Raw genomic sequence first — 26673 nt, forward strand, 5'->3', positions numbered from 1 at the left:
ATGTCCTCCTCAATGCTCGTCGAGTACCTGTCTGAGATAGCGGCCGTAGTCGGAGGTCACGCCCACGCTCTCGATCGCCGCGTGCAGCCCGGACCGGTCCAGGGCGCCCATCCGGTAGGCGACCTCCTCGATGCAGGCGATGCGAGTGCCCTGGCGCTGCTGGACGACCCGCACGTAGTTGGCGGCCTCCATCAGGCTCTCGTGGGTGCCCGCGTCGAGCCACATCGTGCCCCGCCCCAGATTGACCAACTGGGCCCTGCCCTCCGCGACGAACCGGCGGTTGACGTCGCTGATCTCCAACTCGCCGCGTGCCGAGGGCGCCAGCCGAGCCGCGTGGTCCAACGCCTCGTTGTCGTAGAGGTACAGGCCGGTGACCGCCAGGTTGGAGCGCGGCCGCCGCGGCTTCTCCTCGATGTCGACCAACCGCCCGTCGCCGTCGAGCACCGCCACGCCGTAGCGCTGCGGGTCGGCCACCGCGTAGCCGAAGAGGGTCGCGCCCGACAGCTTCGCCACCTGCTCGCGCAGCAGCGGGGCCAGGTCGTGACCGTGGAAGACGTTGTCACCGAGCACCAGCGCGACCTGCTCGTCACCGACGAAGTCCCGGCCGATCAGCAGCGCGTCGGCGATGCCGCGCGGCCGGTCCTGTTCGGCGTAGGCCAGCCGGATGCCGAGCCGGTCGCCGTCCCCCAACAGGGCGCGGTACTGGTCCAGATGGCCGGGGCCGCTGATCACCAGGATGTCCCTGATGCCGGACAACATGAGCACCGACAACGGGTAGTAGATCAGCGGCTTGTCGAACACCGGCAGCAGCTGCTTGGAGAGCACCTGGGTCAGCGGGCGCAGCCGGGTGCCGGAGCCGCCCGCCAGGATGATCCCGCGCATCAGACGCCCGCCCCCGCTCGTCGTCCCGGGGCCGCCGGGACCGCGCGCGGCGGCTCCCACCAGCCGGGGTTGTCCCGGTACCAGGCGACCGTGTCCGCGAGCCCCGACGCGAAGGAGTGCCGCGGGCGGTACCCGAGCTCGCCCGCCGCCTTGCCCCAGTCGACGGAGTACCGGCGGTCGTGGCCCTTGCGGTCCGCGACCCGGTCGATCATCTCCTCGCCGGCGCCCACCAGGCCGAGGATCGTCCGGGTCAGGTCGAGGTTCGACAACTCGGCGCCGCCGCCCAGGTTGTAGACCTCGCCCGGGCGGCCGTGCGCCACCGCGAGCAGCAGGCCCCGGCAGTGGTCCTCGACGTGCAGCCAGTCCCGGACGTTCCCGCCGTCGCCGTAGAGCGGCACCGGACGCCCCCGCAGGAGGTTCGTGACGAACAGCGGGACGACCTTCTCGGGGAACTGGTAGGGGCCGTAGTTGTTGGAGCAGCGGGTGACCCGGACGTCCAACCCGTGCGTGCGGGCGTAGGCCAGGCACAGCAGGTCGGCCGCCGCCTTGCTCGCCGAGTAGGGGGAGTTGGGCGACACCGGAGCGCTCTCCGGCCACGACCCCGACTCGATCGAGCCGTACACCTCGTCCGTGGAGACGTGCAGGAACGTGGCGGTGCCGGCGCGCAGGGCCGCGTCGAGCAGCGTCCGCGTGCCGAGGACGTTGGTGGTGACGAACTCGGCGGCGGACTCGATCGACCGGTCCACGTGCGACTCGGCGGCCAGGTGCACCACGCGGTCCTGGCCCCGCATCACCTCTTCCACCAGGGCGGCGTCGCAGATGTCGCCCCGGACGAACCGCAGCCGGGGATCGGCCGCCACCGGGGCGAGGTTCGCCGGGTTCCCCGCGTACGTCAGCTTGTCCAGGACGGTCACCCGGGCCACCGGTCCCGGCTCCGAGAGCAGCATCCGGACCAGGGCCGAGCCGATGAACCCGGCCCCACCGGTGACCAACCACCGGTCTCCGCTACCGGACGTCACGGAACTCTCCCCACGCCGTGCCCGCCGCCCCGCCGACGGGGCACGCCGTCGGCAGCGGGGGCAGTGTGACGACCTGCCCGGCGTAGGAGAGGCCCGCGCCGAAGCCGAACAGCAGCACGTCGCCGCCGTTCGCCAGGTTCGGCCGGTGCCGCATCCTGGAGAGTGCCAGCGGGATGGTCGCCGCGATGGTGTTCCCCGACCCGACCACGTCGGTGGCGACCGCGTCGCCGGCCACGCCGAGGTGTTTCGCCAGCGCGTTGACGATCCGCAGGTTGGCCTGGTGCGGTACGAACGCCGCGAGCCCGCCCGGTTCGACACCGGCGCGCTCGCAGACCCGGGCGACCGTGTCGCCGAGGCCGGTCGCCCAGCGGTACACGGTGCGTCCCTGCTGCCGCAGCACCCGGTCCTCCTCGCCGATCGAGATCAGATGGGACTCCTCGCCGACGCTGCCCCACACCACGGGGCCGATGGCCCGGCGATCGTGCGGCAGCACCACGGCGGCGCCGGCCCCGTCCCCGAACAGGATGGCCGTGTCGCGGTCGTCCCAGTCGAGCCAGGCGGTGGCCTTGTCCGCGCCGATCACCAGGACCCCACGGCTGGTGCCGGAGCGGACCAGCCCGTCGGCGGTCGCCAGGCCGTGGCAGAAGCCGGCGCAGGCCGCGTTCAGGTCGAAGGCGGCGGGGTGGCCGAGCCCGGTACGGGCCGCCACGCGTGCCGCGACGCTCGGCATGGTGGACTCCGGGGTGGAGGTCGCCACGATCACGGTGTCGACCAGCGAGGCGGCGCCGGAGAACCGCGGGTCGGCGTCGAGCCCGGCCAGCGCGTGCGTGGCGGCGGCCGTCGCCAGGTCGACGACCGTCTCGTCCTTGGCGGCCTGCCGACGCTCCCTGATGCCGGTCCTGGCCACCACCCACTCGGGGTCGATGCCGAGCCGTCCGGCCACCTCCTCGGTGGAGACGACCGCCTCCGGCAGGTAGTGGCCGAGCGAGGCGATCTGGGCGCCGCGGGCGGCGCCGGGGGCGGTGCCGAGCGCCATGTCAGCCACCCTCGCCTTCCCGGGTTCCGCCCGCCGCCACCGCGTCCCGCCCAACCGCCGGCTCCGGCGTCGCCGGGCGGGTGAGGTGCGCCACGGCATCCTCGATCGTCGGGCAGTCGAAGACGAAGGTCGCGGGCAGCGGACGTCCGCTCCAGTCCTCCAGGTCCGCCGTCATCTCGACCAACTGCACGGAGGAGAGCCCCAGATCGCGGAACATCGCCTCCGACGAGACCTGCGCCACGTCGACCCGCAGCAGCTCGGCGACCCGGGCGGTCAGCCAGTCCTGGACCTGCCAGGGGGTGAGCGCCGCGTCCATCACGTCTCCTCCGTCCTCTCCGGTTTCGCGCCGAGCAGGTACTCGCCGCGCAGGTAGGCGGTTCTGCAGGCGCCGCGCCGCAGCTTCCCGCTGGATGTCTTCGGCACCGCGTTCGGACCGACGACCGCCACGTCGTCCAGCGTGATGCCGTGCTCGGCGGCGACCGCGACGGTCGCCGCCCGGACGATCGCGGCGCGCTTGGCCGCCGCCGCCTCGCCGACGCCGACCGCGCCCTGCCCCGCGCCGACGACGACCACCACCCGCTCGCGGTCGCCGTCGTCGACGGCGAAGGCCGCCACGCAGCCCTTGCGGACGGCGTCGTGCGACTCCTCGACGGTCGCCTCGATGTCCTGCGGGTAGTGGTTGCGACCGCCGACGATGAGGAGGTCCTTGCAGCGACCCGTCACGTACAGCTCGCCGTCGTGGAGGAACCCGAGGTCGCCGGAGCGCATGTAGGGTTCCGGCGGACCGCCGACCGGCCGGGCGGCGAAGGTCTCCTCGGTGGCCCGGGCGTTCCCCCAGTAGCCGATCGGCAGATGGGGGCCGCCGATCCAGATCTCCCCGACGTGGCCGGGCGGCACGGGCCGCAGGGTCTCGGGGTCGACGATCAGCACCGTCCGCTCCATGCTGGTGAACCCGCTGCTGACCAGCACCGTGCCCTCGTCGGCCGGGACCACCACATCCCGCTGGAAGGCGTCGCGGTCCACGGTGAGCCGGCTGGGCTCCCGCCTCGGGTCCCCGCCGGTGACCAGCAGCGTCGCCTCGGCGAGGCCGTAGCAGGGCCACCAGGACCTCGGGTCGAAGCCGTGGGCGGCGAACCGCTCGGCGAACGCGTCCAGGGAGGCGGCGCGCACCGGCTCGGCGCCGTTGTACGCCACCCGCCAACTGCTGAGGTCGAGATCGGCGCTCTCGCTCGCCCTGACCCTGCGGGTGCACAGGTCGTACGCGAAGTTCGGTGCCCCGGTGACGTTGGCCCGGTGCCGGGAGATGGCGCGCAGCCACCGCGCCGGCCGCTTGAGGAACGTCATCGGCGTCATCAGGATCGTGGTCCCGCCCGCCCACAGGGGATGGAGGACGTTGCCGATCAGGCCCATGTCGTGGAAGAGCGGCAGCCAACTGGCCATCCGGGGCTCCTCGTCGAGCCCGAAGGCCGTCCTGATCATCTCCACGTTGTGCGCGAGCGCCCCGTGGGTGACCACCACCCCCTTGGGGGTGGAGGTGGAGCCCGAGGTGTACTGGAGGAAGGCGATGTCCTCGGGGGTGGCCTGGTACTCGGCCGCCTCGTCCGGCGCCCCGCCGTCGAGCAGTTCCCCGGGGCCGCTCCACCACACGTCCCCCAGGTCGGGCACGACCCGGCGGATCGCGTCCTTGTCCTCCGTCGACGCCGCGCTGAGAACGGCGCGCGGCCCGCAGTCGGCCACGACGGCCCGCAGCGTCTCGACCCGCTGGCGGGACTGCACCGGCAGCGGGGGGTACGCCGGCACGGGGATCACGCCCGCCCGCATGCAGCCGAGGAAGCCACGGACGAAGTCCGCGCCCTCGGGCAACAGCAGCAGGGCCCGGTCGCCCGGGTCCAGGCGGGCCCGCAGCCCGGTCGCGATGGTCCTGATGTCGCGGTCCAACTCCGCGTACGTCAGTGTCTGTTCGTCCTCCCCGTCGTCCGAGGTGAAGACGCACGCCGGGACCGAGGGCTTCCGCGTCGCGTGCTCGCGCAGCCGACCGAGCAGAGTCAGGGTGGGAACGGTCGTCGTCGTCATGAGGTCCTGTCCTTCCGGTCGTCCGGTCCCCGCGACACCAGGAGGCTCATCCGCGCGAGGCCGTAGGCGCCCTGCTGGGTCCGCAGCCGCGGCGGGTCCTCGGGGTCGATCGAGAGCCGGTCGAGAACGGGGTAGTAGGAGCGGAACGCCAGGCCGGCGAGCAGCCGGGCCAGCGCCGAGCCGGGGCAGAAGTGCGGCCCGGCGCCGAACGCCAGGTGCTCCGACTTGTTGTCGCGGTCGATGTCGAAGGCGTCGGGAGCGGGGAACCTGCGCGGATCGCGGTTGGCCGCGCCGATCACCACGTGCACCAGGGCGCCCTGGGGGATGCGGACGCCGTGCAACTCCGTGTCCTCGGTGGGCCGGCGCAGCGTCCACTGGATCGGGCTGTATACCCGCAGGTACTCCTCGATGAAATCCTCGGTCCTGTCCGGTTCCGTCGTGAGCCGCTTGGCCAGGGCCGGGTCGGTCAGCAGCATCCGCAGCCCGCCGCCGAGCAGGTTCATCGTCGTCTCGTAGCCGGCCGCGATGAAGGACCAGGCCATGATGGTCAGTTCGTCCTGGGAGAGCTGGCCGGCCTCGTGCTCCTCGACCAGTGCCCCGAGGATGTCGCCGCGGTTGGGCTTGCCCTTGCGTTCCTGGGCCAGTTCGCCCATGTAGTTGCCGAACTCCAGAAGGTCCTCCAGGAATCCGGGCACCTCGTCCGGGTCCATGCCGGCGGCCACCGCGAACATGTTCATCACGGCCTGGGTCCAGCGGCGGAAGTCGTCCTTCCGGTCGCGGGGGATGCCGAGCATGTCGCTGACCACGCGCAGGGGCAGGGTGGTGGTGAAGGCCTCGACCCACTCCACCCGGTCACCGGCGAGCGCGTCCGCCAGCACCTCGTCGATGACGGTCTGCACCCAACTGCCGAGGTTGCGGACGAGCTTGGCGTTGAACGCCCGGTTGGCGTTCCTGCGCAGCCTGGTGTGTTCGGGGGCGTCCCGGTTGACCAGCACCGGCACGTTGAAGCGCTCGTCGGTGATGACCTGGTTGGAGAACGTCTTCTTGTCGCGCAGGGTGTTCGACACGTCGTCGTAGCGGCTGATCACATAGAGGTCCTCGCCTGCCGCGGTCCCGCCCGGCACGTGGTGGACGGGCGCTTGGTCCCGCAGCACCTCGTACGTCGGCCACGGGTTGAGCCGGTACTCGAGGTCGGTCAGGTCGATGGTGATGGCGGTCATGAGTCACTCCCTTCGGGGCGGGGGGTGGTGCGTCGGGCACCGGCCGGGGGTTCCAGGAAGCCGGCCTCGACGAAGCCCCTGAGGAAGGTGTGCACCAGGGCGTCGTCGAGGGGCGGGCAGCTGAGGTCGGCGCCCGCCAGCGCCCGCCGGGTGAGCTCGGAGTCCGAGAACGGCAGGCGGGTGTGTTCCAGGCTGTCGTGGAGGAACGGCGCGAGGCCGAGGAGCGCGAGCGTGCCCGGGTTGCGCCCGGTCACCTGCCGGCGCCAGTCCTCGAACGGGACCCGCTCCAGCGGGTAGCCGAATGTCTCGACGGCGTCGAAGAGTTCCTTCCAGGTCAGCGCTCGCTCGTTGACGAGGTGGAAGGTGCCGCCCAGCAGTTCCGGCCGCTTGGCGACCTCCACGACCGCGCTCGCCACGTAGTCGATCGGCGCCGGCTGCACCGGCATGACCGCCACGCTGTGCGGCGCGATGCCCGCCTGGACGCAGCCCTTGAGGATCAGGGTCAGGTGGTCGAGGCGGTTGAAGGCACCGGTGACACTGTGCCCGCCGGTGTTGATCCGGTGGATGGTGACGGGCAGGCCGCGTTCGTGCGCGAACCTGACCATGCGCTCCGACACCCACTTGGTCTGGGCGTAGCCGACCACCAGCGAACCGCTGGTGTGCATGTCGTCGGTCTCGTACACCACGTCGGCGGTGAAGTCCCTGGAGGAGAAGACCCCGACGGTGGAGATGAAGTGCACCGGGCGCGGCGCGCCGAGCGTCGCGAGGCGCAGCACCTCGCGGGTGCCGGCGACGTTGGCGCCCTGCAACCCCTGGTAGGGGTAGGTCCACTTGACCATGCCGCCGCAGTGGACGATGTCCCCTATCCCGTCGTGCAGGGCGGCGAAGCGCGCCTCGTCGAGGCCGAACCTGGGCTTGGCGAGGTCGCCGACGACCGGCACGATCCTGGACAGGTGCGGGGTCGGATCGACGCCGTACGAGCGGAGGTTGTCGGTGAGGCGCCGCATGGCGTGGGCGGGGTCGCTCGCCCGGACCAGGCAGTGCACGTCGCCCGGCCGCCGGTTCAGCAGCTCGGCGAGCAGGAAGCCGCCGACGAAGCCGGTGGCGCCGGTGAGCAGCGTCGCGCCCGAGGTGCGCTCCCAGGGCTCGGGCGGTCCGGTGACCGTGATCGACGCGTCCAGCTCGGCGAGTTCGGTCATCTCGGGGACGGACATGAACGTGACGCGGGAGGGCCGGGCCGGACGTGGGGCGGGCGCCTTCGCCGCCGGACCGGCGGCCTTCCGTGCCGGTGCCGGTGCCGCTTCCGGCGTGGGCGCGGCCGGCGGGGCCTCGGTCGCCCACTCCTCGGTGACGTAGCGGGCGAGCGTGGTGAGGGTCGCGTCGGCGAAGAAGGCCTCCATGGGCACGGTGACGCCGAGCCGGCGCTCGATGTCGGTGCGGAGTTCGGCGATCATCAGCGAGTCGGCCAGGGTCTCCACCGGCGCCCTGGGGTCGATCTCGGCGGGCCGCGCGCCGAGGACGCGGGCCAGGCCGTGGGTGAGGAGGTCGACGACGAGTCGGGAGCGCGCCGGTTCCTCGGCCGCCCGCAGCTCGGCCACGTCCGGCCCCGCGGGGACGTCCGAGGCGGCCGGTGGGCCGTCCGCCGCGGCCGGGCCGGCGACCATGCGCTGGAGCATCCGCTCGGTGACCGGCCGGAAGGAGGCGCCCCAGATCTCGGCGACCAGCCGCCCCTCGGCGTCCGTCAGCCGGAGATCACCGAGGACGGAGCCGTCCGCCGACTCCCGGAGCACGGCGGCGCACTCCAACTCCGAGGCGGCGCCCACGTCGCCGACCGACATCCGCTGGTACCCGGTGCCGAGGTGCACGGGGCGGTCGGTGAAGCCCTCCCCGGAGAGCGCGGCGACCGCGACCAACTGGATGCAGGCGTCGAGCAGCAGCAGTTCCGGACGGACTCCGGCGACCACGCCGGCCGCGTCCGGCGCCGGCCGGACGAGGGTGCCCACCGCGGCGCCGGGACCGGTGCGGGCGCCGCGCACCAGGCGGAAGCTCGGGCCGAGCCGGAACATCGGGTGCCAGGCCCGCCGGTAGAACTCGTCCTCGCCGATGGCACGGTGGCAGCGGGCGGCACCGGCGGCGAAGGACTCCTCGGCGACCGCGCCGGCTGGCGGCTCCGCCGCCAGCTCACCACCGTCGAGCACGGTCTCGAAGTGCAGCCGCCAGCCCGTCGCGTGGCTGCCGCTGAAGAGCCGCGCGCGGGCCCGCCCGGCCGTCGGCGGGTCGATGACGACCTGGACCGTGGCGGTGTCCTCGTCGCCGAGCACCAGCGGCCGGGAGACCGAGAGGTCCTGGGCCCGCGCCGGCCCGCCGAAGGCGTGTTCGGCACACCTGAGCACGAGTTCGAGGAAGATCACCCCGGGCACCACGAGTCGGCCGTGCACCCGGTGCTCCGCCAGGAACGGCACCTGGCGCAGCGAGAGTTCGGTCTCGCCCACGGTGACGCCGGTCGCGGTGCCGAGCACGCGCGGCCGCAGCCCCGTGCCTCCCGCGGGGTGCGCGGCACGGGCCAGCGAGGCCCGGGGGTCGGCGCCGGGCCAGAAGGTCCGGCGCTGGAACGGATAGGTGGGCAGCAGCGGCGGATGGGCCGGGCGGGGGCCGTTGACCTGGGCCCAGTCGAGGCTCGCGCCGGCCGCCCAGAGCCGACCGGCCGCCTCCAGCAGCCCGGGCAGCGGCGCGTCCGAGGCGGCGGCCGGCGCCGCGACGGCCAGCATGTCCTGCTCGTCCGTCGCCGCCAGGAAACCGGGCCCCAACTCGGCGGACCCGAGCTCGACCACCGCCTGCACCCGACGCTCCAGAACGGCGCGGACGGTCTCCGCCGCGGGCGCCGGGTCACCGGCCCGGCGCAGCCAGTACCCGGCGGTGGCCACCTCCGCGCCGTCGCCCGTGAGGTCCGTGTCGAGCAGCAACTCGGTGCCCGGAGCCCGCAGCCCCACCTTGTCGAGCACGGAGTCCAACGGTTCACCCGCCGCGAGCGCGGACACGAGACGGGCGCCGTCGGCCGGCGACCAGACGCCGGCCAGGGTGGCCGCCGCGAAGGCGCCGGTGCCGCGCCCGACCACCAGGTCCGGGCGGACGCCGATCGACCGCCACCAGCGGCCGAGGGCCACGGACGTGACATACCGGACGAGGTCCCCGGCGGTCGGCGCACCCTGGCCGGGGCCGTCGTCGGTGCCCCCGAGCAGTGCCCCCAGGGACGCCTCGGCCGCCGGCCCCAGCGCCTCGGCCATCTCGTCGACGACCTCGGCCACCGCCGGGGTCCGCCGGTGCAGCGCGGCCAGGAGGCCGACCGGCAGGGCCCCGGCCGCCGGGACGACGAGCGCCACCCGCGGCGGACCCTCGGAGCGTCGGCGGCCCTGGACGACGCCGGGCGCGGGTCGCCCGGCGGCCACGGCGTCGAGCAGTTCCGCGGCCTCGCCCAGGGTCTCCGCGACGACGGCGGCGCGGTCGGAGAGGTCGGCCCGGCCGGTGCCGGCGGCCCAGGCCAGCGTGGCCACGTCGGACTCGGCGTCCCTGGCCCAGGCGGCCAGCCGCTCCGCGCCGGCCCGCAACGCCTCGGCTCCCTGCCCGGTCACCTTCACCAGCACCGGGGCAGCGGGGCGCGGCGGTCCGGCCGGTTCGGGGGGCGGTGGGGACTCCAGCACCACGTGTGCGTTGGTGCCGCCGAAGCCGAACGAGGACACCCCGGCGACGCGCCGCCCGTCCGCCCAGGGCGTGGCCGTCGTGGGCACCGTGACGGGCAGCTCGGCCCACGCGATGTGGGGACTCGGCCGGGTGAGGTTGAGATGCGGCGGGATCAGACCCCGGTCGAGGACGAGCACGGTCTTGATGAGGCCGGCGATGCCCGCCGCGGCCTCCAGGTGGCCGATGTTGGTCTTCACGGAGCCGAGCGCCACCGGCCCGGTGCCCGCCTCGGCGCGGCCGTCGCCGAGTACCGCGGCGAGGGCCCGGACCTCGATGGGGTCGCCGAGCGCGGTGCCGGTGCCGTGCGCCTCGACGTAGCCGACGTCCGCCGGGCGCACGTCGCCGGCCGCCAACGCCCGCCGGATCACCTCCTGTTGGGCGTCCGCCCGGGGCACGGTGAGCCCCGAGCTGCGGCCGTCCTGGTTGGTGGCGCTGCCCCGGACGACCGCCCAGATCCGCTGTCCTGCCTCGCGCGCCACGTCGGCGCGGCGCAGCACCACCACCCCGCAGCCCTCGCCGCGCACATAGCCATCGGCGGTGGCGTCGAACGTCTTGCACCGGCCCTCGGGGGAGAGCATGCGACCCTTGGACAGCGCCACCGTGGTGCCCGGCGACAGCAGCGTGTTCACGCCGGCGACCAGCGCGGTGTCGCACTCGCCGGACCGCAGCGCCTGGCAGGCCAGGTGCAGCGCGACCAGCGAGGAGGAGCAGGCGGTGTCCACCACCAGGCTCGGCCCCTCCAGGCCCAGCGCGAACGACAGCCGGTTGGCCGCCATGTTGAGCGCCCCGCCGGTCGCCGAGTGGCCGTCGACCGCCGACACGTCGCCGGTCGAGAGTTTGAGGCGTTCGAAGTCGCTGCCGCCCATGCCGACGAAGACGCCGGTGCGGGTGCCACGCAGCGAGTCCGGGGCGATGCCGGCGTGCTCCAGCGCCTCCCACGCCACCTCGAGCACCAACCGGTGCTGCGGGTCGACGCCGACCGCCTCCCGGGGCGGGATGCCGAACAGGCCGGCGTCGAACTCCCGTATGCCGTCCACGAATCCGCCGTGCCGCGCGTAGGTGCGCCCGGCGGCGTCCGGATCGGGATCGAAGAAGTCCTCCAGGTCCCAACGGTCGGCGGGCACCTCCACCACGCCTGACCGCCCCGACACCAGCAGATCCCAGAACTTCTCGATTCCCGTGGCGCCACCGGGAAAACGGCACCCCATGCCCACCACGGCGATCGGCTCGTTCACCAGGCGCCGGGCCTCGGCGACCTCGGCCCGCGCGGCCTTCAGCTCGACCAGGGCGCGGCGTAACACGTTGGAGCGGTGCTCCGCGTCGGGTGCGACCACGTTCGTCATGACGTCTCCAGTGGGCTCTCGGTGGATGCGGGCGACTGGTCGAGCTCCTGGTCGAGCAACTCCAGGAGTTCCGCCTCGGACAGGCCGTCGAGCCGGGCCGCGGGATCCTCGTCGATCTCCCCGGCCGGCGGTTCCTCGGTGGGCAGGGCGAGCAGGGTGAGCAGGTACTCGGACAGGGCCGCGACCGTGGGGTGTTCGAACGCGGCGGTGGCCGGCAGGACCACGCCGAGGACCCGGTCCAGCCGGTTCTTCAGCTCCACGCTCATGACGGAGTCCATGCCGGCGTCCGAGAAGCCGGAGTCCCGGTCGAGCCCCGGGTGTCCGGCGTCCAGGCCCAGCACCGCCGCGACCTCCCGGCGCAGCCGCTCCTCCAGCAGCCGCGTCCGCGCCCCGCCCCTGGCCGCACGCAGCGCGTCCAGCAGTCCCTCGTCCGCCGTGACCGGGTCGGACGCGGCGCCCAGCCGTTCGAGCAGGGGCCGGCGTCGCCTGGCCTCCAGCACGGGCCGGAACCGCGCCCAGTCGACCGGCGCCACCGTGAGCTGACGTCGGTCCGAGCCGAGCAGCCGTTCGAGCGCGGCGAAGCCGACCCGGTCCGGCAGGACGTGCAGGCCCATCGCCTCGAAGTGGTCCAGGTGTTCGCCGGCCACCAGATCGCTCCCCGACCACCAGCCCCAGTCGACGGCGAGCCCGGGGAGGCCGCGCGAGGCCCGATGGTGCGCCATGGCGTCCAGGAAGCTGTTGGCCGCCGCGTAGTGGCCGGCGAGCGCGGATCCCCAGACCGCCGAGGCCGAGGAGAACATCACGAAGAAGTCGAGCTCGGCGTCGCGCGTGAGGGCGTCCAGCACCAGGGTGCCGTCGACCTTGGCCCGGCACATGGCGCGGAACCGGTCCCAGTCCAACTCCGCCGCCGCGCACGGGTTGAACGTGCCGGCCGCGTGCACCACGCCGCGCACCGGCGGCCAGGGCGCCTCCGGCGCGAACAGCGCCGCCATCGCTTCGCGGTCGGCCACGTCCACGTCCGGGGTGTGCACGGTGGCGCCGGCCTCGCGCATCCGGCGGACGGCCGCGACCACGGGGTCGTCGGCGTCCTCGGCGAGCGGGCGACGGCCCGTCAGCACCAGGTGCCTGGCGCCCCTGCCGACCAGCCACTCCGCGACGCGCAGGCCGAGCGCGCCCCGGCCGCCCGTGATCAGGTAGCTCGCGGTCCCGCTGATCGTCGGCCCCTCGGCCGGGGGCAGCCGGTCGGCCCGGCGAAGGCGGGCGACCAGGCGGGTGCCGGCCCGGCGGGCGATCTGGTCCTCGTCGCCCGGGCCCCCGGGGCGCAGCAGCTCGGCCACCACCGCGTCGGCGTCCGCCGCCGGGTTCTCGGCGGCCGGGTCGAGGTCGACCAGGCCGCCCCAGAGCTCCGGCCGTTCCAGGGCGACGACCCGGCCGAGGCCCCAGACCGGGCCCTGCGACGGCGTCACGGCGGAGCCCTCGGCCCCCGTCGCGCCCCTGGTCACCACCCAGACGCGGGGCGCGGCCCCGGCGTCGGCGCCGGGCAGGACCCGGGCCGCCGTCAACAGCGGGCCACAGGAGAGGGCGAGCGCGTCCGCCGTCTCGGAGCCGGGCGCGGTGGTGTGCCCCGCGTCCAGCGCCCCGCAGTGGACGAGTCCGCGGAGCGCGTCCAGGCCGGACAGCAGCTCCCGGGCGGTGTCGGGGGCGGCCGGGTCCAGCTTCTCCGGGGGCACGACCACGCACCGCCCGCCGCCGGCCGTCAGCCGCTCCGCGATGTGCCGGGCCACGCCGCCCCGGTCGGCGACCACCAGCCAGTCGCCCTTCGCGGGCGCCGTCCCGACGGCCTCCGGCGCCGGTCCTTCGGCCGGCTGCCACTGGAACTCGTAGAGGGCGTCGGCGAGTTCGTCCTCGAAGTCGTCAGTGCCCTGGGTGCCGGGCGGCGTTGCGGTCCTGGCCGGGGGGCGGGGCAGCCAGTGGCGCCCGCGCTGCCACGGGTAGGTGGGCAGGGACACGCGTCCCCGGCCGACGCCGCCCGGCGCCTCCGTGCCCCCGGCGCCGAACAGCGCGCGGTGGTCGAGCTCGTAGCCGAGCACGTGCAGTTGCCCGGCGGCCGTCAGCAACGTGGCCCGTCCGTCGCGGCGGGCCCGCTGCGAGGCGACGGTGGTCACCGCGGCGCAGCGGTCGCCGAGGGACTGGGCGGCGGCCGAGCCGAGCACGGCGTGCGGTCCGACCTCGAGGACGACGTGGTGCGCCTTCGGGTCGGCCGCCGCGCGCAGGGCGTCGGCGAACCGGACGGGGCGCACCATGTTCTCGGCCCAGTAGGCGGCGTCGAAGGAACCGGGGCCGGCCGGTTCGCCGGTGACCGTGGAGAAGACCGGCACGGCCGGTGCCGCCGGGGTGAGGCCGTCCAGCGCCCGCAGCAGCTCCGGCCTGGCCTGGAGCATCCGCGGGGTGTGGAAGGCGTACTCGTCCTGGATCCTTGCCCAGTGGGCCCGCCGGCCGCGCACCAGGGGTTCGAGGTCGGCCAGGGCCGCCGGGTCCCCGGCGACGACGACGCTGCCGGGGCCGTTGACCGCGGCGAGGGACAGCAGATCGCCGTAGGGCTCGATGAGTTCGGCCGCCGACTCGGCGGACAGGCCCACGGCCACCATGGCGCCGCTGCCCCGGGTCGACGCCATCACCTCGCCCCGGCGCACGACCACCGAGACGGCCTGTTCCAGGGTGAGAGCGCCGGCGGCGTGGGCCGCCGCGACCTCGCCGACGCTGTGGCCGACGACCGCGTCGGGGCTGATGCCCCACCGCCGCCACAGTTCGGTGAGCGCGGCCTGGACCGCGAAGATGCCGGGCTGCGCGATCGCCGTGTCGGCCAGCCTCGACGAGGCGGCCGGCGCGCGCAGTTCGTCCAGGAGCGACCAGCCGGCCAGGTCGCGGACCAACTCGTCGCACCGGCGCAGCACGTCGCCCGCGACGGGCTCCGAGAGCAGGTCGACGCCCATGCCGGCCCACTGACTGCCCTGGCCGCTGTAGGCGAGGACGAGCCGCCGCCGGTCCCCGGGCACCACCCGGCCGACGGAGAGCTCGCGGTGCTGCTCGCCCCGCGCCGCGGCGGCCAGCAGCTCCGCGGCCCGGTCCGCCGAGGGCGCGGTCACCGCGAGCCGTTCCGGCAGGTGGGTGCGGCGCGTCGCCGCGTGCCAGGCCACGGCGGGCCAGCCCGCCGCCGCGCCGGTCCCCTGGCCGGCGACCAGCGACTCCCGGTACCGCTCGGCCAGTTCGGCCAGGGCCGGCCGGGTCCTGGCCGACAACACCAGCAGCGCGGGACCCTCGGCCGGTTCCGGGACGCTGGCGGGCTCGGCGTCGGGTGGCGCCGCACCGAGCACCACGTGCGCGTTGGTCCCGCCGAAGCCGAAGGCGCTGAGCCCGGCAAGCCGGGGCTCGCCCGGCGCCCACTCCGTCAGCCGGTCGGGGATCTCCAGCGGCAGTCCGTCCCAGTCGATGTGCGGGCTCGGGGTGTTCAGGTGCAGGTGCGGCGGGATCTCGCCGTGGTGCAGGGTGAGGGCGGTCTTGATCAGGCCGGCCACGCCGGCCGCCGCCTCCAGGTGCCCGAGGTTGGTCTTCACCGAGCCGACGCGCAGCGCGGGCGCCTGATCGCCCCGGTCCGGGCGGAGCACCGCCATCAGCGCGTCGACCTCGATGGGGTCGCCGAGCGCGGTGCCGGTGCCGTGCGCCTCGACGTAGCCGACCGAGCTCGCCTCGGCGCCCGCGTCCCGCAGGGCCTCGCGGATCACCGACTGCTGCGCCTGCCCGTTGGGGACGGTCAGACCGGCGCTGCGGCCGTCCTGGTTGACGGCGGAGCCGCGCAGCACGGCCCAGACGTGATCGCCGTCGGCCCGCGCGTCCCGCAGCCGCTTGAGGATCACGACGCCCGCCCCCTCGCCGCGCCCGTAGCCGTCGGCGGTCGCGTCGAAGGTCTTGCACCGGCCGTCGGAGGCGAGCGCGCCGAGGTTGGCCAGGCTTGTCGTGGTGGCCGGCGAGAGCAGCAGGTTCACGCCGGCGACGATCGACAGGTTCGACTCGCCGGACCGCAGGCTGCGGATGGCGAGGTGGGTGGCGACGAGCGACGAGGAGCACGCCGTGTCGACGGCCATGCTCGGGCCCCGCGTGCCGAGGAAGTAGGAGAGGCGTCCGGCCGCGACGCTGAACGTGTTGCCGGTGGCCTGGTAGGCGTCGGCCCCCGAGGTGGCGTCGGCCGACAGCAGTTGCAGGTAGTCGAGGGTCGTCATCCCGACGAACACCGAGGTCGGGGAGCCCTCCAGGTCCGAGACCGGAAGTCCGGCGTCCTCCAGCGCCTCCCAGACCACTTCCAGCAGCAGCCGCTGCTGGGGATCCATGGTGCGGGCCTCGCGCGGGGTGATCCCGAACGCCTCGGCGTCGAAGGCGTCGACGGGAACGTCGAGGAAACCGCCGCGGAAGCCGGCGAGGGACGGGGTGGACGCGGGGTCCGCGTACCCGTCCCAGCGGCCCGCGGGCACGGGCGAGGTGGCGTCCCGGCCCTCCCGCAGCAGCCGCCAGTAGCTGTCGAGGTCGTTGGCGCCGCCGGGGAACCGGCACGCCATGCCGACGATCGCGATCGGTTCCTGGGCGTCGGCGGGGGAAGGGGCCGCCTCGGGCGCGTCGACCGGCGGCTCGGTCGTGGCGCGGGAGTCGACGAGGACCGCGCCCATGTCGGCCAGGTAGCGGGCGAGCCGGCTGATCGTCGGGTGCTCGAACACCGCCGTGGTGGGCACCCGCCGGCCGAGGTCACGTTCGAACCGGGCCCGCAGCCTCACCACCATGGCCGAGGTCAGCCCCAGGTCGAACAGGCCCGTGTCGGCGTCGAGTTCGTCGCCCTCGGGCAGCTCCATCACGTCCGCGAGCCCGCCGCGCAGGTAGCTCACCAGGGCGGCGACGCGTCGCGCGTCCTCCCGCTCGTCGCGCGCGGGGCGGGTCGCCGGGGACGGCACGTCGACCGGCTCGGCGACGGCCGCCAGTTCGGGTCGGCCGGACGCGCGGACCGCGGCCGGGGCGGGGCCCTCGGCCAGGTCGGGCCAGTAGCTCAGGCGCTGGAACGGGTAGGTGGGCAGCGCGGGCGGCGGGCCGACTGGGCGGGAGCCGTTGACCCGGCTCCAGTCGATGTCCACGCCTGCTGCCCAGACCCGGCCGGCCGACTCGAGCAGCCCGCGCGGCACACCGCCCTCGACGACCACGGAGGGCGCGCACACCAGCTCGCGCTCCCCGGCCACGCTGAGGAACAGCGGCAGCAGCCCGCCGGGCCCCAGCTCGATCACCACGCCGATCCTGCGGTCCAGCATCGTCCGCATGGCCGTGGAGAACAGCACCGGTCGGCGGGTGTGCCGGACCCAGTAGTCGACGGTCGCCACCTCGGGCCCGGCGAGCTCGCCGGTGGAGTCCGAGACGAACTCCGTGGTGGGACGGTGGAGTTCCACGCCCTCGAAGGCCTCGCGGAGCGGCCCGAGCACGGGCTCCATCAGCGGCCCGTGCGAGGCGTAGGAGACCCGCAGCCGCACGCTCTTCACGCCGCGCCCCGCCATCTCGTCGAGGAGCGCGAGCACGGCTTCCGTCGGCCCCGAGACCACGGTCTCCCGGGGGCCGTTGTAGGAGGCGATCACCACCCGGCCGTCGCGGACCACGTCGACCTCGGCCAACTCCTCGGCCGGGCAGAACACCGCGGCCATCGCACCGACCGGCGGCAGACCGCCCATCAGCCGGGCCCGGGCGCTGGTCAGCCGGATGCCGTCCTCCAGCGAGAACACGCCGGCCAGCACCGCGGCGGCGTAGGCCCCCGCGCTGTGCCCGAGTACCATGGCCGGTCGCACGCCGATCGACTGCCACCAGCGGCCGAGCGCCACGGCCACGGTGAAGAGCGCCGGCTGCACCACCGCGGTGTCCGCGAGCGCGGCGGCCGACTCCTCGCTGTCGTCGAGGAGTACCGAGAGCGGCAGCCCGGAGACCGGGCCGACCGACCTGGCCACCTCGTCGACGACCTCGGTCACCACCGGCACCCGCCCGTACACCCCGGCCAGCGCGCCGGCGAGCCGCGGCCCCTGGCCGGGGACGACGAAGCCGACGCGGGGCGCGCCGCCCGTTCCCCGGCGGCCCTGGACGACGCCGGGCGCGGGTCGCCCGGCGGCCACGGCGTCGAGTAGTTCCGCGGCCTCGCCCAGGGTCTCCGCGACGACGGCGGCGCGGTCGGTGAGGTCGGCCCGGCCGGTGCCGGCGGCCCAGGCCAGCGTGGTCACGTCGGACTCGGCGTCCCGGGCCCAGGCGGCCAGCCGCTCCGCGCCGGCCGCCACCGCGGCCCGCCCACGGCCCGTCACCTTCACCAGCACGGGGCCCGACGGCCGGGCCGGGCCGTCCGCCGCCACGGGCGGTGGGGACTCCAGCACGACGTGCGCGTTGGTGCCGCCGAAGCCGAACGAGGACACCCCGGCGACGCGGCGTTCGTCCGGCCAGGGCGTGGCCGTCGTGGGCACGGTCACGGGCAGCTGGGCCCAGGGGATGTAGGGATTGGGCCGGGTCAGGTGCGGATGGGGTGGGACGACCCCCCGGTCGAGGACGAGGACGGTCTTGATGAGGCCGGCGATGCCGGCGCCGGCCTCCAGGTGGCCGATGTTGGTCTTCACGGAGCCGAGCGCGACGGGTCCGGTGCCCGCCTCGGTGCGGCCGTCGCCGAGTACCGCGGCGAGGGCCCGGACCTCGATGGGGTCGCCGAGCGCGGTGCCGGTGCCGTGCGCCTCGACGTAGCCGACCTCGGCCGGGCGCACGTCGCCGGCCGCCAACGCCCGCCGGATCACCTCCTCCTGGGCGCCGCCCCTGGGCGCCGTCAGCCCGTTGCTGCGGCCGTCCTGGTTGGTGGCGCTGCCCCGGACGACCGCCCAGACCCGCTGTCCTGCCTCGCGCGCCACGTCGGCGCGGCGCAGCACCACCACCCCGCAGCCCTCGCCGCGCACATAGCCGTCCGCCGTCGCGTCGAAGGTGTTGCAGCGCCCGGTGGGGGAGAGAAACCGCCCCTGCGAGAGGGCGACGGTCGTCCCGGGGGAGAGCATCAGGTTGACGCCGGCGACCAGCGCGGTGTCGCACTCGCCGGACCGCAGCGCCTGGCAGGCCAGGTGCACCGCGACCAGCGAGGAGGAGCAGGCGGTGTCCACCACCAGGCTCGGACCCTCCAGGCCCAGCGCGAACGACAGCCGGTTGGCCGCCATGTTCTGGGCCGAACCCGTGGCGAAGTAGCCGTCCACCGCCGACACGTCGCCGGCGGAGAGCCGCAGCCGTTCGAAGTCGCTGCCGCCCATGCCGACGAAGACGCCGGTGCGGGTGCCACGCAGCGAGTCCGGGGCGATGCCCGCGTGCTCCAGCGCCTCCCACGCCACCTCGAGCACCAACCGGTGCTGCGGGTCGACCCCGAGCGCCTCCTCGGAGCCCACGCCGAACAGGCCGGCGTCGAACTCCCGTACGCCGTCCACGAATCCGCCGTGCCGGGAGTAACTCCGCCCGGCGGCGTCCGGATCGGGATCGAAGAAGTCCTCCAGGTTCCAACGGTCGGCGGGCACCTCCACCACGCCTGACCGCCCCGACACCAGCAGATCCCAGAACTTCTCGATTCCCGTGGCGCCACCGGGAAAACGGCACCCCATGCCCACCACGGCGATCGGGGCGGAGGGCGGGGTGTGTGTTCCGGAAAAACTCATACGTCCCCCTGAGAAAGATCGACGGCGTACGCGAGTCACCAGGTCACCGGCAGCGTCACCAGGCCGCCGGTCCAGTGCTCCTCGTTGCAGCGCAGCTCCTCGAACGGCACCGCGAGTTCCAGTCCGGGAAAGCGCTGGAACAGCATGCCGAAAACGGTCCGCAACTCCGTTCTCGCCAGCGCGGAACCGACGCAGAAGTGCAGTCCGTGTCCGAATCCGACGTGCGGGAACTCCGACTTGCGGAAGATGTCGAAACGTCCAGGATCGGGAAAGACACGCTCGTCCATGTTGGCGACGCTCGGAGAGAGGAGCACGGCCTCACCGGCTTCGATGGTGACGCCCGCCACCTCAATCTCGGAGCGGGCGTACCGCGGAAAGAGGTCCTCCACCGGAATGCTGACCCGCAGGATCTCCTCCACGGCCGCTTCGACCAGCGACGGGTCGTCCTGAAGCGCCTTGCGCTGAGCGGGATTCCGAAGCAGCAGAAGCGTGCCGTAGTCGATTCTGGAGACGGTGGTCTCGTGCCCGCCGAACAGCAGGTGCACCCCCATGTCGGCGATCTCGTCGTCCGTCAGCAACGGGTGCGCCGCGGCCGCGGCGACCAGGTCGGTGATGAGGTCGTCGCCGGGTTCCTTCCGCTTCTCGGCCACCAGTTCGCGCATGTAGTGGTGCATCTCCATCGCCGCCTGCATCGCGCCCGGCTGGTCGACGAGGCTGGAGAACCGCCACGACCACTCGCGGAACCGGTCCCGGTCCGCCACCGGGACGCCGAGCAGCTCGCAGATCACCACGATGGGCAGCGGGAAGGACAGGTGTTCGTGCAGGTCCACGGGCGGCCGGAGAGCGGCCAGCTCGTCGAGCATCCGCGTGGCGAGCGCGGCGATGTGGTCGGCGATCAGCCGCATGCGCCGCGCGGAGAAGGCGGGCGCGAGGACCTTGCGGTGCAGGCGGTGCAGCTCGGGTTCGGTCTCGAAGTCACCCGAGGGGCCACCGAACTGGAGGGAGTTCGAGATGCGGGGCGCGTTCTCCGGGTCCGGGTGCGACCGTCCGAGTCGGTCGTCCGCGAAGAGCTGCTTCGCCGTCTGGTAGCGGGTCGCCAGCCAGGCGAGGTCACCGGCGGGCGTGCGAACCCGCACCAGCGGGCCACGGTCCCGCAGCGCCCGGTAGGTCGGCGCGATATCCAGCACGTTGGACCGCCGGAACGGCAGTTGAGGCACATCCGTGTCCACCGTCATGCGATTCACCTTTCTCTGCTTTCCAGCGTTCCGAACGGTCGTCCGCACCGGCGGACGCGACGACGACGGCGGCGGCCCACGGCGTGACGAACACACGGCAGAAGGGCCGGCGCACACGTCGGCTCGGAGAGAGTGGGTCGAGGACGCGGGCCGGCGGCCCGGGCCGCGGCGTGTCACGCGCCCGGGGCCTCACCGATGGCACGAGGCCCGCCGTGACCACCCCCGTCGCTGGTCACGAGTTCCGGCGCCCTTCCGGCGAGAGAAAACGGCGCCGCATTCCCATCCTGCGGACGTGGACGGGGCGGGCAACCCCTACCCGGCCCCTGTGGCGGCGAGTAGGGGAGTTCGGGAAAAGCTAGGGGATTTGTGCCGCCCTGGTAATCGCTAGCATCGGGGATACGAAGCGCACCGACACCGTTGAGAGACAACGCTGGAAGGCTTCGTCATGACCCGTGTATTCCTGGCGACAATGCCCATCACCAGTCATGTACTACCGGCGTTGCCGATCGCCGGAGAACTGGTGGACAAAGGGCACGACGTGCTCTGGCGCTGCGGTCGGAAATTCGAGGAGCGGATCACCGCGACCGGTGCCGCCTTCGTGCCGATCGCACCGCATCTCGACTTCGACGAGAATTCATCGGCGTTGCGGACCCTCGACGAGCGGAAACCCGGAATACCGGGATTCAAGAAGGTGCTCATGCCGCTCTTCATCGAATCCGTTCCCGGACACGTGGCCGACATCGGGCCCGTGCTCGGCGCGTTCCGGCCCGACGTCGTGTTCTCGGACCACAGCCTCCTGGCCGCCCCGGTGCTGGCCAGGCGGCGGGGGACGCGGACGGTCCTCTTCGTGGGCGGGCCGCTCCCGCTGACCGGCGCGGGCGTCCCGCCACCCGGTTCCGGCCTGCTCCCGGCCGCCTCGCCGCTCGGGCGGGTCCGCGACCGCGGCCTGCGGTGGCTGGCGTCCCACGTGCTGTTCCGGGACGTGCGGCGGGCCCTGCGCCGGTCGACGGCCGGGCTCGGCGTGCCGCGGGTCGACGGCTTCTTCATGGACTGGGCGGTCCGGTTGGCCGACCGCTATCTGGTCCTCACCGTCCCCGAGTTCGAGTACCCGCGCGGCGACCTGCCGCCGGTGGTCGAGTTCGTCGGCCCCACGCTGCCGGGCCCGCCCCGGGCCCCGACCCCGGTGGCCTGCCGGCCGGACGTGGCACGGGCGCGCGCGGCGGGAACTCCCGTGGTGCTCGTGACCCGGGAGCCGGGGACCGCCGATCCCGCGTCCCTGATCCTGCCGGCCGCGGCGGCGCTCGCCGACGAGGACGTCCTGGTCGTCGCGACGACCGGCGACCGTGACCCCGAGGACGTGCTGCCCGCCGCACGGCGACCGGCCAACCTGCGCCTCGAACGGTTCGTCCGGCCCGTGGAACTGCTGCCCACGGCTGACCTGGTGGTGACCAACGGCGGGTACGACAGCGTGCAACTGGCGCTGGCCCACGGGGTGCCGCTGGTGACCTTCGGGGTGAGCGACAACCGACTGGAGTCGAACAACCGGGTCCGCTGGTCGGGTGCGGGCGTCTTCCTGCGGACCTGGAGACCGGAGCCGGCGCGGCTTCGCGCCGCGGTCACCGAGGTGCTCGCCGATCCGCGGTACCGCGCGGAGGCGGGCCGACTGCGGGCCGCGTACGCGCGCCACCCGGGGGCCCGGCGGGCGGCCGAGGTCATCCTGGAGGTCGCGGGGGTGCGGGCGTCATGAGCGCCCGGTGGCTGGTCACCGGAGCCGGCGGCATGCTCGGGCGGGACGTCCTGGCTCGCCTGGCCGCCGAGGGGCGCGTCGTCGCCGGCCTCGACCGGCGGGGCCTGGACATCACCGACCGCGCGGCCGTGCGCGCCGCGCTGCGCGACCATCGGCCGGCCGTCGTCGTCAACTGCGCCGCGTGGACGGCCGTGGACGACGCGGAGCGGCACGAGGCGGCGGCCGCCCGGGTCAACGCGGCGGGGCCACGCCACCTCGCGGAGGCGTGCGCGGCACACGGAGCCGTGCTGCTCCAGGTGTCGACCGACTACGTGTTCGCCGGCGACGCCACGTCCCCGTACCCGGAGGACGCGGTGCCGGCGCCCCGCAGCGCCTACGGGCGCACCAAGCTGGCCGGCGAGTCGGCGGTGCGCGCGACGCTGCCGGACACCGGTTTCGTGCTGCGCACGGCCTGGCTCTACGGGGCGGGCGGCGGCAACTTCGCGCGGACCATGATCAGGCTGGCGGCCGCCGGTCGGGCCCCGGACGTGGTCGACGACCAGCGTGGCCAGCCGACGTGGACCGTGGACGTCGCCGACCGCCTGGTCTGGCTCGGGGACGCGGCCCTCGCCGGTTCCGCCCCGGCCGGCGTCTACCACGCCACCAGCGCGGGCGAGACCACCTGGTACGGCTTCGCCCGCGAGATCTTCCGGCTGTACGGCGCCGACCAGGACCGGGTGCGGCCCACCACCAGCGCCGCCTTCGCACGCCCCGCCCCGCGCCCCGCCTACAGCGTGCTCGGGCACGAACGCTGGCGCGCCGGCGGGGGCGAGGCGATCCGCCCCTGGCGGGCGGCGCTGGCCGAGGCGTTCCCGGCCCTGCTGCGGGCCGAGCGGCCCGGCGACCAGGCCGCGACGACGGCGACCCACGGAGCACGAGGAGACTGAGGAGGACGAGGAACATGCGACCACTTGCCATCGAGGGCGCCTGGTCGACCAGACCGCGGATCTTCCCCGACGGCCGAGGCTCGTTCCACGAGTGGTTCAGGGGCGTCGACTTCCGCGAGGCGACCGGCCACGACCTCGGCCTGGCCCAGGCCAACTGTTCGGTGTCGCGTCGTGGCACCCTGCGCGGCATCCACTTCGCCGACGTGCCGCCCGGGCAGGCGAAGTACGTCACCTGCGTGCGCGGCGCGGTGCTCGACGTGGTCGTCGACGTCAGGACCGGTTCGCCGACATATCGGCGGTGGGAGGCGGTCAGGCTCGACGACGAGACCCGGGACGCCGTCTTCCTCTCGGAGGGCCTGGGGCACGGCTTCCTCGCGCTCACCGACGAGGCCACCGTCGTGTACCTCTGCTCGGAGGGCTACGCGCCGCGTCGCGAGCACGGCATCGACCCGCTCGACCCGGAGCTGGGAATCGCCTGGCCCGAGGGCATCGAACCGCTGCTCTCGCCGAAGGACGCCTCGGCTCCGTCGCTGGCCGAGGCGGAGCGTCGCGGGCTGCTGCCCTCCTACGAGCGGTGCGCCGCGTTCCGCAGCAGCCTCAGCGCGCGCTAGCGCCGTTCACCTCGATCGACGAAAGAGAGCACCGTGGACCTGTCGGCCCGTTCCCGAACCGGCGTCGAGCGAGCGGAGAGCCCCGCCCGGCCCCCGAGCCTCCCGTCCCTGACCGGGCTGCGCTTCTTCGCGGCGCTGCTGGTCTTCTTCGCCCACGTCGTCATGCCGGTGAACCTCGTCAACCAGGTCGCGCCGGTCAACCCCTTCGCGAACGAGACGATCGCCGACGGCCTGGGCCACTGGTTCGGACACAGCGGCTATGTCGGCGTCTCCTTCTTCTTCGTGCTGAGCGGGTTCGTCCTGACCTGGTCCCGGCGCCCCGCGGAGGGGGTGCTCGCGTTCTGGCGGCGCCGGCTGCTGAAGGTCTTCCCCAACCACCTGGTGGTCTGGGCCCTGGTGATGGCCCTGTTCGCCGCCGAGGTCACCCCCGTCCGGGCCTGGCTGCCGAACCTGTTCCTCGTGCACGCGTTCGTCCCCGACGTCGAGCTGCTGACCAGCGTCAACTCGCTCTCCTGGTCACTCAGTTGCGAGCTGCTCTTCTACCTGCTCTTCCCGTTCCTGGTACGCCCGCTGCTGCGGATACCCGAGCGCCTTCTGTGGCCGGCGGCCGGCGCCGCGGTGGCCGGCGTCGCCGCCGTGTCGCTGCTGTCCGCTCACGTCATCCCGGCCGGCGCGGCCAGCGCGCTGGGCACCGACCTGGATCTCGGGCTCAGCCAGCTGTGGTTCGCGTACTTCTTCCCGCCCTCCCGCCTCTTCGAGTTCGTGCTCGGCGTCGTGCTGGCGCGGCTGGTGGTCGCCGGCCGGTGGCCGCGGCTGCCCGTGCCGTGGGTCGTGGCGCTCGCGGTGGCCGGGTACGTGGTGGCGACCGAGGGGCCCGCGCCCTACTACTTCGCGTTGGCCACCATCGTGCCGGTGGCGGCCGTCATCGGCGCGGCGGCCACGGCCGACCTGCGGGGCGCGCGCACCCCGCTGAACCGGCCCGTCACCATCTGGTTGGGGCAGGTCTCCTTCGCCTTCTACATGGTCCAGACCGTCGGGATCTTCTACCTGCGGGACGCCCTGTTCGGCACCGAGACCTACGGCGTCGCGGCCGGGACGGGCATCGTGGTCCTGCTCTTCGGGCTCAACCTGTCGCTCGGCTGGCTGCTTTACCGCCAGGTCGAGGATCCGGTGATGCGCCGCTTCGGGCGAAGCCGCCGGCGGACTCACCGTCCGGCGTAGAGCTTCGCTATCTCGTCCGCGAACGCCTCGGCGACCGCCTGCCGTTTGACCTTCATCGAGGGGGTCAGCAGGCCGTTGGCCTCGCTGAACTCGCCCTCGACCAGGGCGAAGGCGCGGATCGACTCGGCGCGGGAGACGGCCTCGTTGGCATGGTCCACGGCGCGTCGGACGTCGGCCAGGAGCTCGGGGTCGTCGCGCAGCTCGGCGAACGGCGTGTCGCGTGGCCGCTTGCGGACCGCGAGCCAGTGGGCGAGTTGGTCGGCCTCCAGGGTGATCAACGCGGCCACGAAGGGGCGTTGGTCGCCGACCACCAGGCACTGGCCGATCAGCGGGCGGCCGCGCAGCCGGTCCTCCAGCACGCTGGGGGAGACGTTCTTGCCGCCGGTGGTGACGAGGATGTCCTTCTTGCGTCCGGTGATGCGCAGATAGCCGTCCTCGTCGAGCGAGCCGAGGTCGCCGGTGGCGAGCCAGGAGCCGGGCTCGGTGGCGCCGGCGGCGACCGTGTCGCCGCGCACCAGCACCTCGCCGTCGTCCGCGATCCGCACCGCGGTGCCGGGCACCGGGTGGCCCACCGTGCCGGGGCGCGGCGCGAGCGGCGGGATCAGGGTGGCGGCCGAGGTGGTCTCGGTCAGGCCGTAGCCCTCGTAGACCACGATGCCGCAGCCGTAGAAGAAGAGGTTGAGGCGGCGGTCGAGCGGTGAGCCGCCGCTGATGGCGTAGCGCAGCCGGCCGCCGAGTGCCGCCCTGATCCGCCGGTAGACCAGCAGGTCGTACAGGCCCTTGGCGAGCCGCAGCCTCAGCCCGGGTCCCCTTCCCGTGCCGAGGTGGGCGGCGAGCGCCGCCTCGCCGTAGGCCACGGCGATCCGGTCGGCGCGCTCGAACGAGGCGCCCCGGCCGAGCCGTTCGGCCGTCGCGCGGCCCGTGTGGTGGATCTTCTCGAAGAGATACGGCACCCCGACGATGAACGTGGGTCGGAAGGAGGCGAGTTCGGGCCGCAGGTCGTCCGGTCTGACGCTCGGGCAGTGGCCGATGACGATGCGCGCCGACACGCAGGCGACCTGGATGGTGCGGCCCAGGATGTGGGCGAGCGGCAGGAAGACCAGGGTCTCCGGGGTCTGCCGGGTGATCTCCTCGAACACCGGCTTGAGCAGGGCGACCAGGTTGGCGGTCTGGGCGTGCAGGTTGGCGTGGCTGATGGCGCAGCCGCGCGGCCGGCCCGTGGTGCCCGAGGTGTAGACGACGGTGGCGATCGTGTCCGGGGTGAGGGCGGCGCGGCGGGCCGCCACCTCGGCCGCCGGGATCCGCTCGCCGGCCGAGGTCAGCCGCGCCACACAGCCCTCGTCGATGACCAACAGGTCGGGCGCGTCGTCGAGTTCGGCGAACGCGGCCCGCGCCACCTCGGCGTGCTCGGCGGTCTCCACCACGAGCAGGCTGGCGCCCGAGTCCCGCAGGATCCACTCGACCTGGGCGGCGGACGAGGTGGCGTACACGGGCACGCTCTGGCCGCCGGCCGCCCAGATAGCGAAGTCGAACAGGGTCCACTCGTAACGGGTGCTCGACATCAGCGCGACCCGGTCGCCGGCGCCGAGGCCGGCCGCGATCAGGCCCCTGGCCAGGCCGGACACCTCCGCGGCGAAGGCGGCCGCGGTGACCGGCCGCCAGCCGTCCGGTGTCCTGCGGCGCAGCACCACCGCGTCCGGGGCCTCGGCCGCGTTGTCGAACGGCAGGTCGGCGGTGCTGCCCGCGCTCGGCCGCGGCACCAGCGGCGCCACCCGGACCTCGCGCACCACGCCGTCCTCCGTGACCACCTCGGCGGGCGCGCGTGCCTCGCGCGCGGCCTGTGCCCTGGCCCTTCTGAGATCCCCACGAGCACCCATGTC

14 protein-coding genes are annotated in these 26673 nt (G+C 74.2%); 4 read left to right on the forward strand and 10 right to left on the reverse strand.

The window, feature by feature from the left end:
* Positions 1–9: 9 nt before the first annotated feature.
* The 9 genes from rfbA to RNC47_RS02415 are packed head-to-tail and all read right to left on the reverse strand — an operon-like array spanning position 10 to position 20288.
* Positions 10–882: a glucose-1-phosphate thymidylyltransferase RfbA gene (gene rfbA / locus RNC47_RS02375; RefSeq protein ID WP_311595024.1), complete on the reverse strand. Its 873-nt coding sequence runs from the start codon at positions 880–882 to the stop codon at positions 10–12.
* Positions 882–1901 carry a dTDP-glucose 4,6-dehydratase gene (gene rfbB / locus RNC47_RS02380; protein ID WP_311595026.1) on the reverse strand — a complete coding sequence of 340 codons (1020 nt, stop codon included), beginning with the start codon at positions 1899–1901 and terminating at the stop codon, positions 882–884. The genes rfbA and rfbB overlap by 1 nt, the downstream gene beginning before the upstream one ends.
* Complete coding sequence (locus RNC47_RS02385; protein ID WP_311595028.1) at positions 1888–2937, reverse strand: beta-ketoacyl-ACP synthase 3; 1050 nt, start codon at positions 2935–2937, stop codon at positions 1888–1890. Before RNC47_RS02385 ends, rfbB begins: the two co-directional genes overlap by 14 nt.
* Position 2938: 1 nt before the next feature.
* A complete protein-coding gene (locus RNC47_RS02390) occupies positions 2939–3253 on the reverse strand; it encodes an acyl carrier protein (RefSeq protein ID WP_311595030.1) in 315 nt (104 codons plus the stop codon).
* Positions 3253–5010: a fatty acyl-AMP ligase gene (locus tag RNC47_RS02395; protein WP_311595032.1), complete on the reverse strand. Its 1758-nt coding sequence runs from the start codon at positions 5008–5010 to the stop codon at positions 3253–3255. Before RNC47_RS02395 ends, RNC47_RS02390 begins: the two co-directional genes overlap by 1 nt.
* Positions 5007–6230: a cytochrome P450 gene (locus tag RNC47_RS02400; protein ID WP_311595034.1), complete on the reverse strand. Its 1224-nt coding sequence runs from the start codon at positions 6228–6230 to the stop codon at positions 5007–5009. The genes RNC47_RS02395 and RNC47_RS02400 overlap by 4 nt, the downstream gene beginning before the upstream one ends.
* The gene (locus tag RNC47_RS02405; RefSeq protein ID WP_311595036.1) at positions 6227–11311 is read right to left on the reverse strand and encodes a thioester reductase domain-containing protein; all 5085 of its coding nucleotides are present in this window, start codon (positions 11309–11311) and stop codon (positions 6227–6229) included. The genes RNC47_RS02400 and RNC47_RS02405 overlap by 4 nt, the downstream gene beginning before the upstream one ends.
* A complete protein-coding gene (locus tag RNC47_RS02410; RefSeq protein WP_311595038.1) occupies positions 11308–19053 on the reverse strand; it encodes a type I polyketide synthase in 7746 nt (2581 codons plus the stop codon). The genes RNC47_RS02405 and RNC47_RS02410 overlap by 4 nt, the downstream gene beginning before the upstream one ends.
* A gap of 35 nt (positions 19054–19088) precedes the next feature.
* Positions 19089–20288, reverse strand: coding sequence for a cytochrome P450 (locus RNC47_RS02415; protein ID WP_311595040.1), 1200 nt, complete (start codon positions 20286–20288; stop codon positions 19089–19091).
* A 499-nt stretch (positions 20289–20787) separates the two neighbouring features.
* On the opposite strand from RNC47_RS02415, the gene RNC47_RS02420 reads away from it, so the two are divergent.
* Genes RNC47_RS02420 through RNC47_RS02435 form a run of 4 tightly spaced genes read left to right on the forward strand, consistent with a single transcriptional unit; the run spans position 20788 to position 24793 of the window.
* Entirely contained in the window at positions 20788–22035 is a 1248-nt protein-coding gene (locus RNC47_RS02420; protein WP_311595041.1) for a nucleotide disphospho-sugar-binding domain-containing protein, read from the forward strand.
* Positions 22032–22961, forward strand: coding sequence for a dTDP-4-dehydrorhamnose reductase (gene rfbD, locus RNC47_RS02425; RefSeq protein WP_311595043.1), 930 nt, complete (start codon positions 22032–22034; stop codon positions 22959–22961). Before RNC47_RS02420 ends, rfbD begins: the two co-directional genes overlap by 4 nt.
* A gap of 14 nt (positions 22962–22975) precedes the next feature.
* On the forward strand, positions 22976–23572 hold the full coding sequence (locus RNC47_RS02430) for a dTDP-4-dehydrorhamnose 3,5-epimerase family protein (RefSeq protein ID WP_311595045.1): 597 nt from the start codon (positions 22976–22978) through the stop codon (positions 23570–23572).
* Positions 23573–23605: 33 nt separating this feature from the next.
* Positions 23606–24793: an acyltransferase family protein gene (locus tag RNC47_RS02435; protein WP_311595047.1), complete on the forward strand. Its 1188-nt coding sequence runs from the start codon at positions 23606–23608 to the stop codon at positions 24791–24793.
* On the opposite strand, the gene RNC47_RS02440 is transcribed toward RNC47_RS02435, so the two are convergent.
* Positions 24778–26670, reverse strand: coding sequence for an AMP-dependent synthetase/ligase (locus tag RNC47_RS02440; RefSeq protein WP_311595049.1), 1893 nt, complete (start codon positions 26668–26670; stop codon positions 24778–24780). The genes RNC47_RS02435 and RNC47_RS02440 overlap by 16 nt on opposite strands.
* Positions 26671–26673: the final 3 nt, after the last annotated feature.

The sequence above is a fragment of the Streptomyces millisiae genome (assembly GCF_031845425.1).
Classification (GTDB): Bacteria; Actinomycetota; Actinomycetes; order Streptomycetales; family Streptomycetaceae; genus Streptomyces; species Streptomyces millisiae.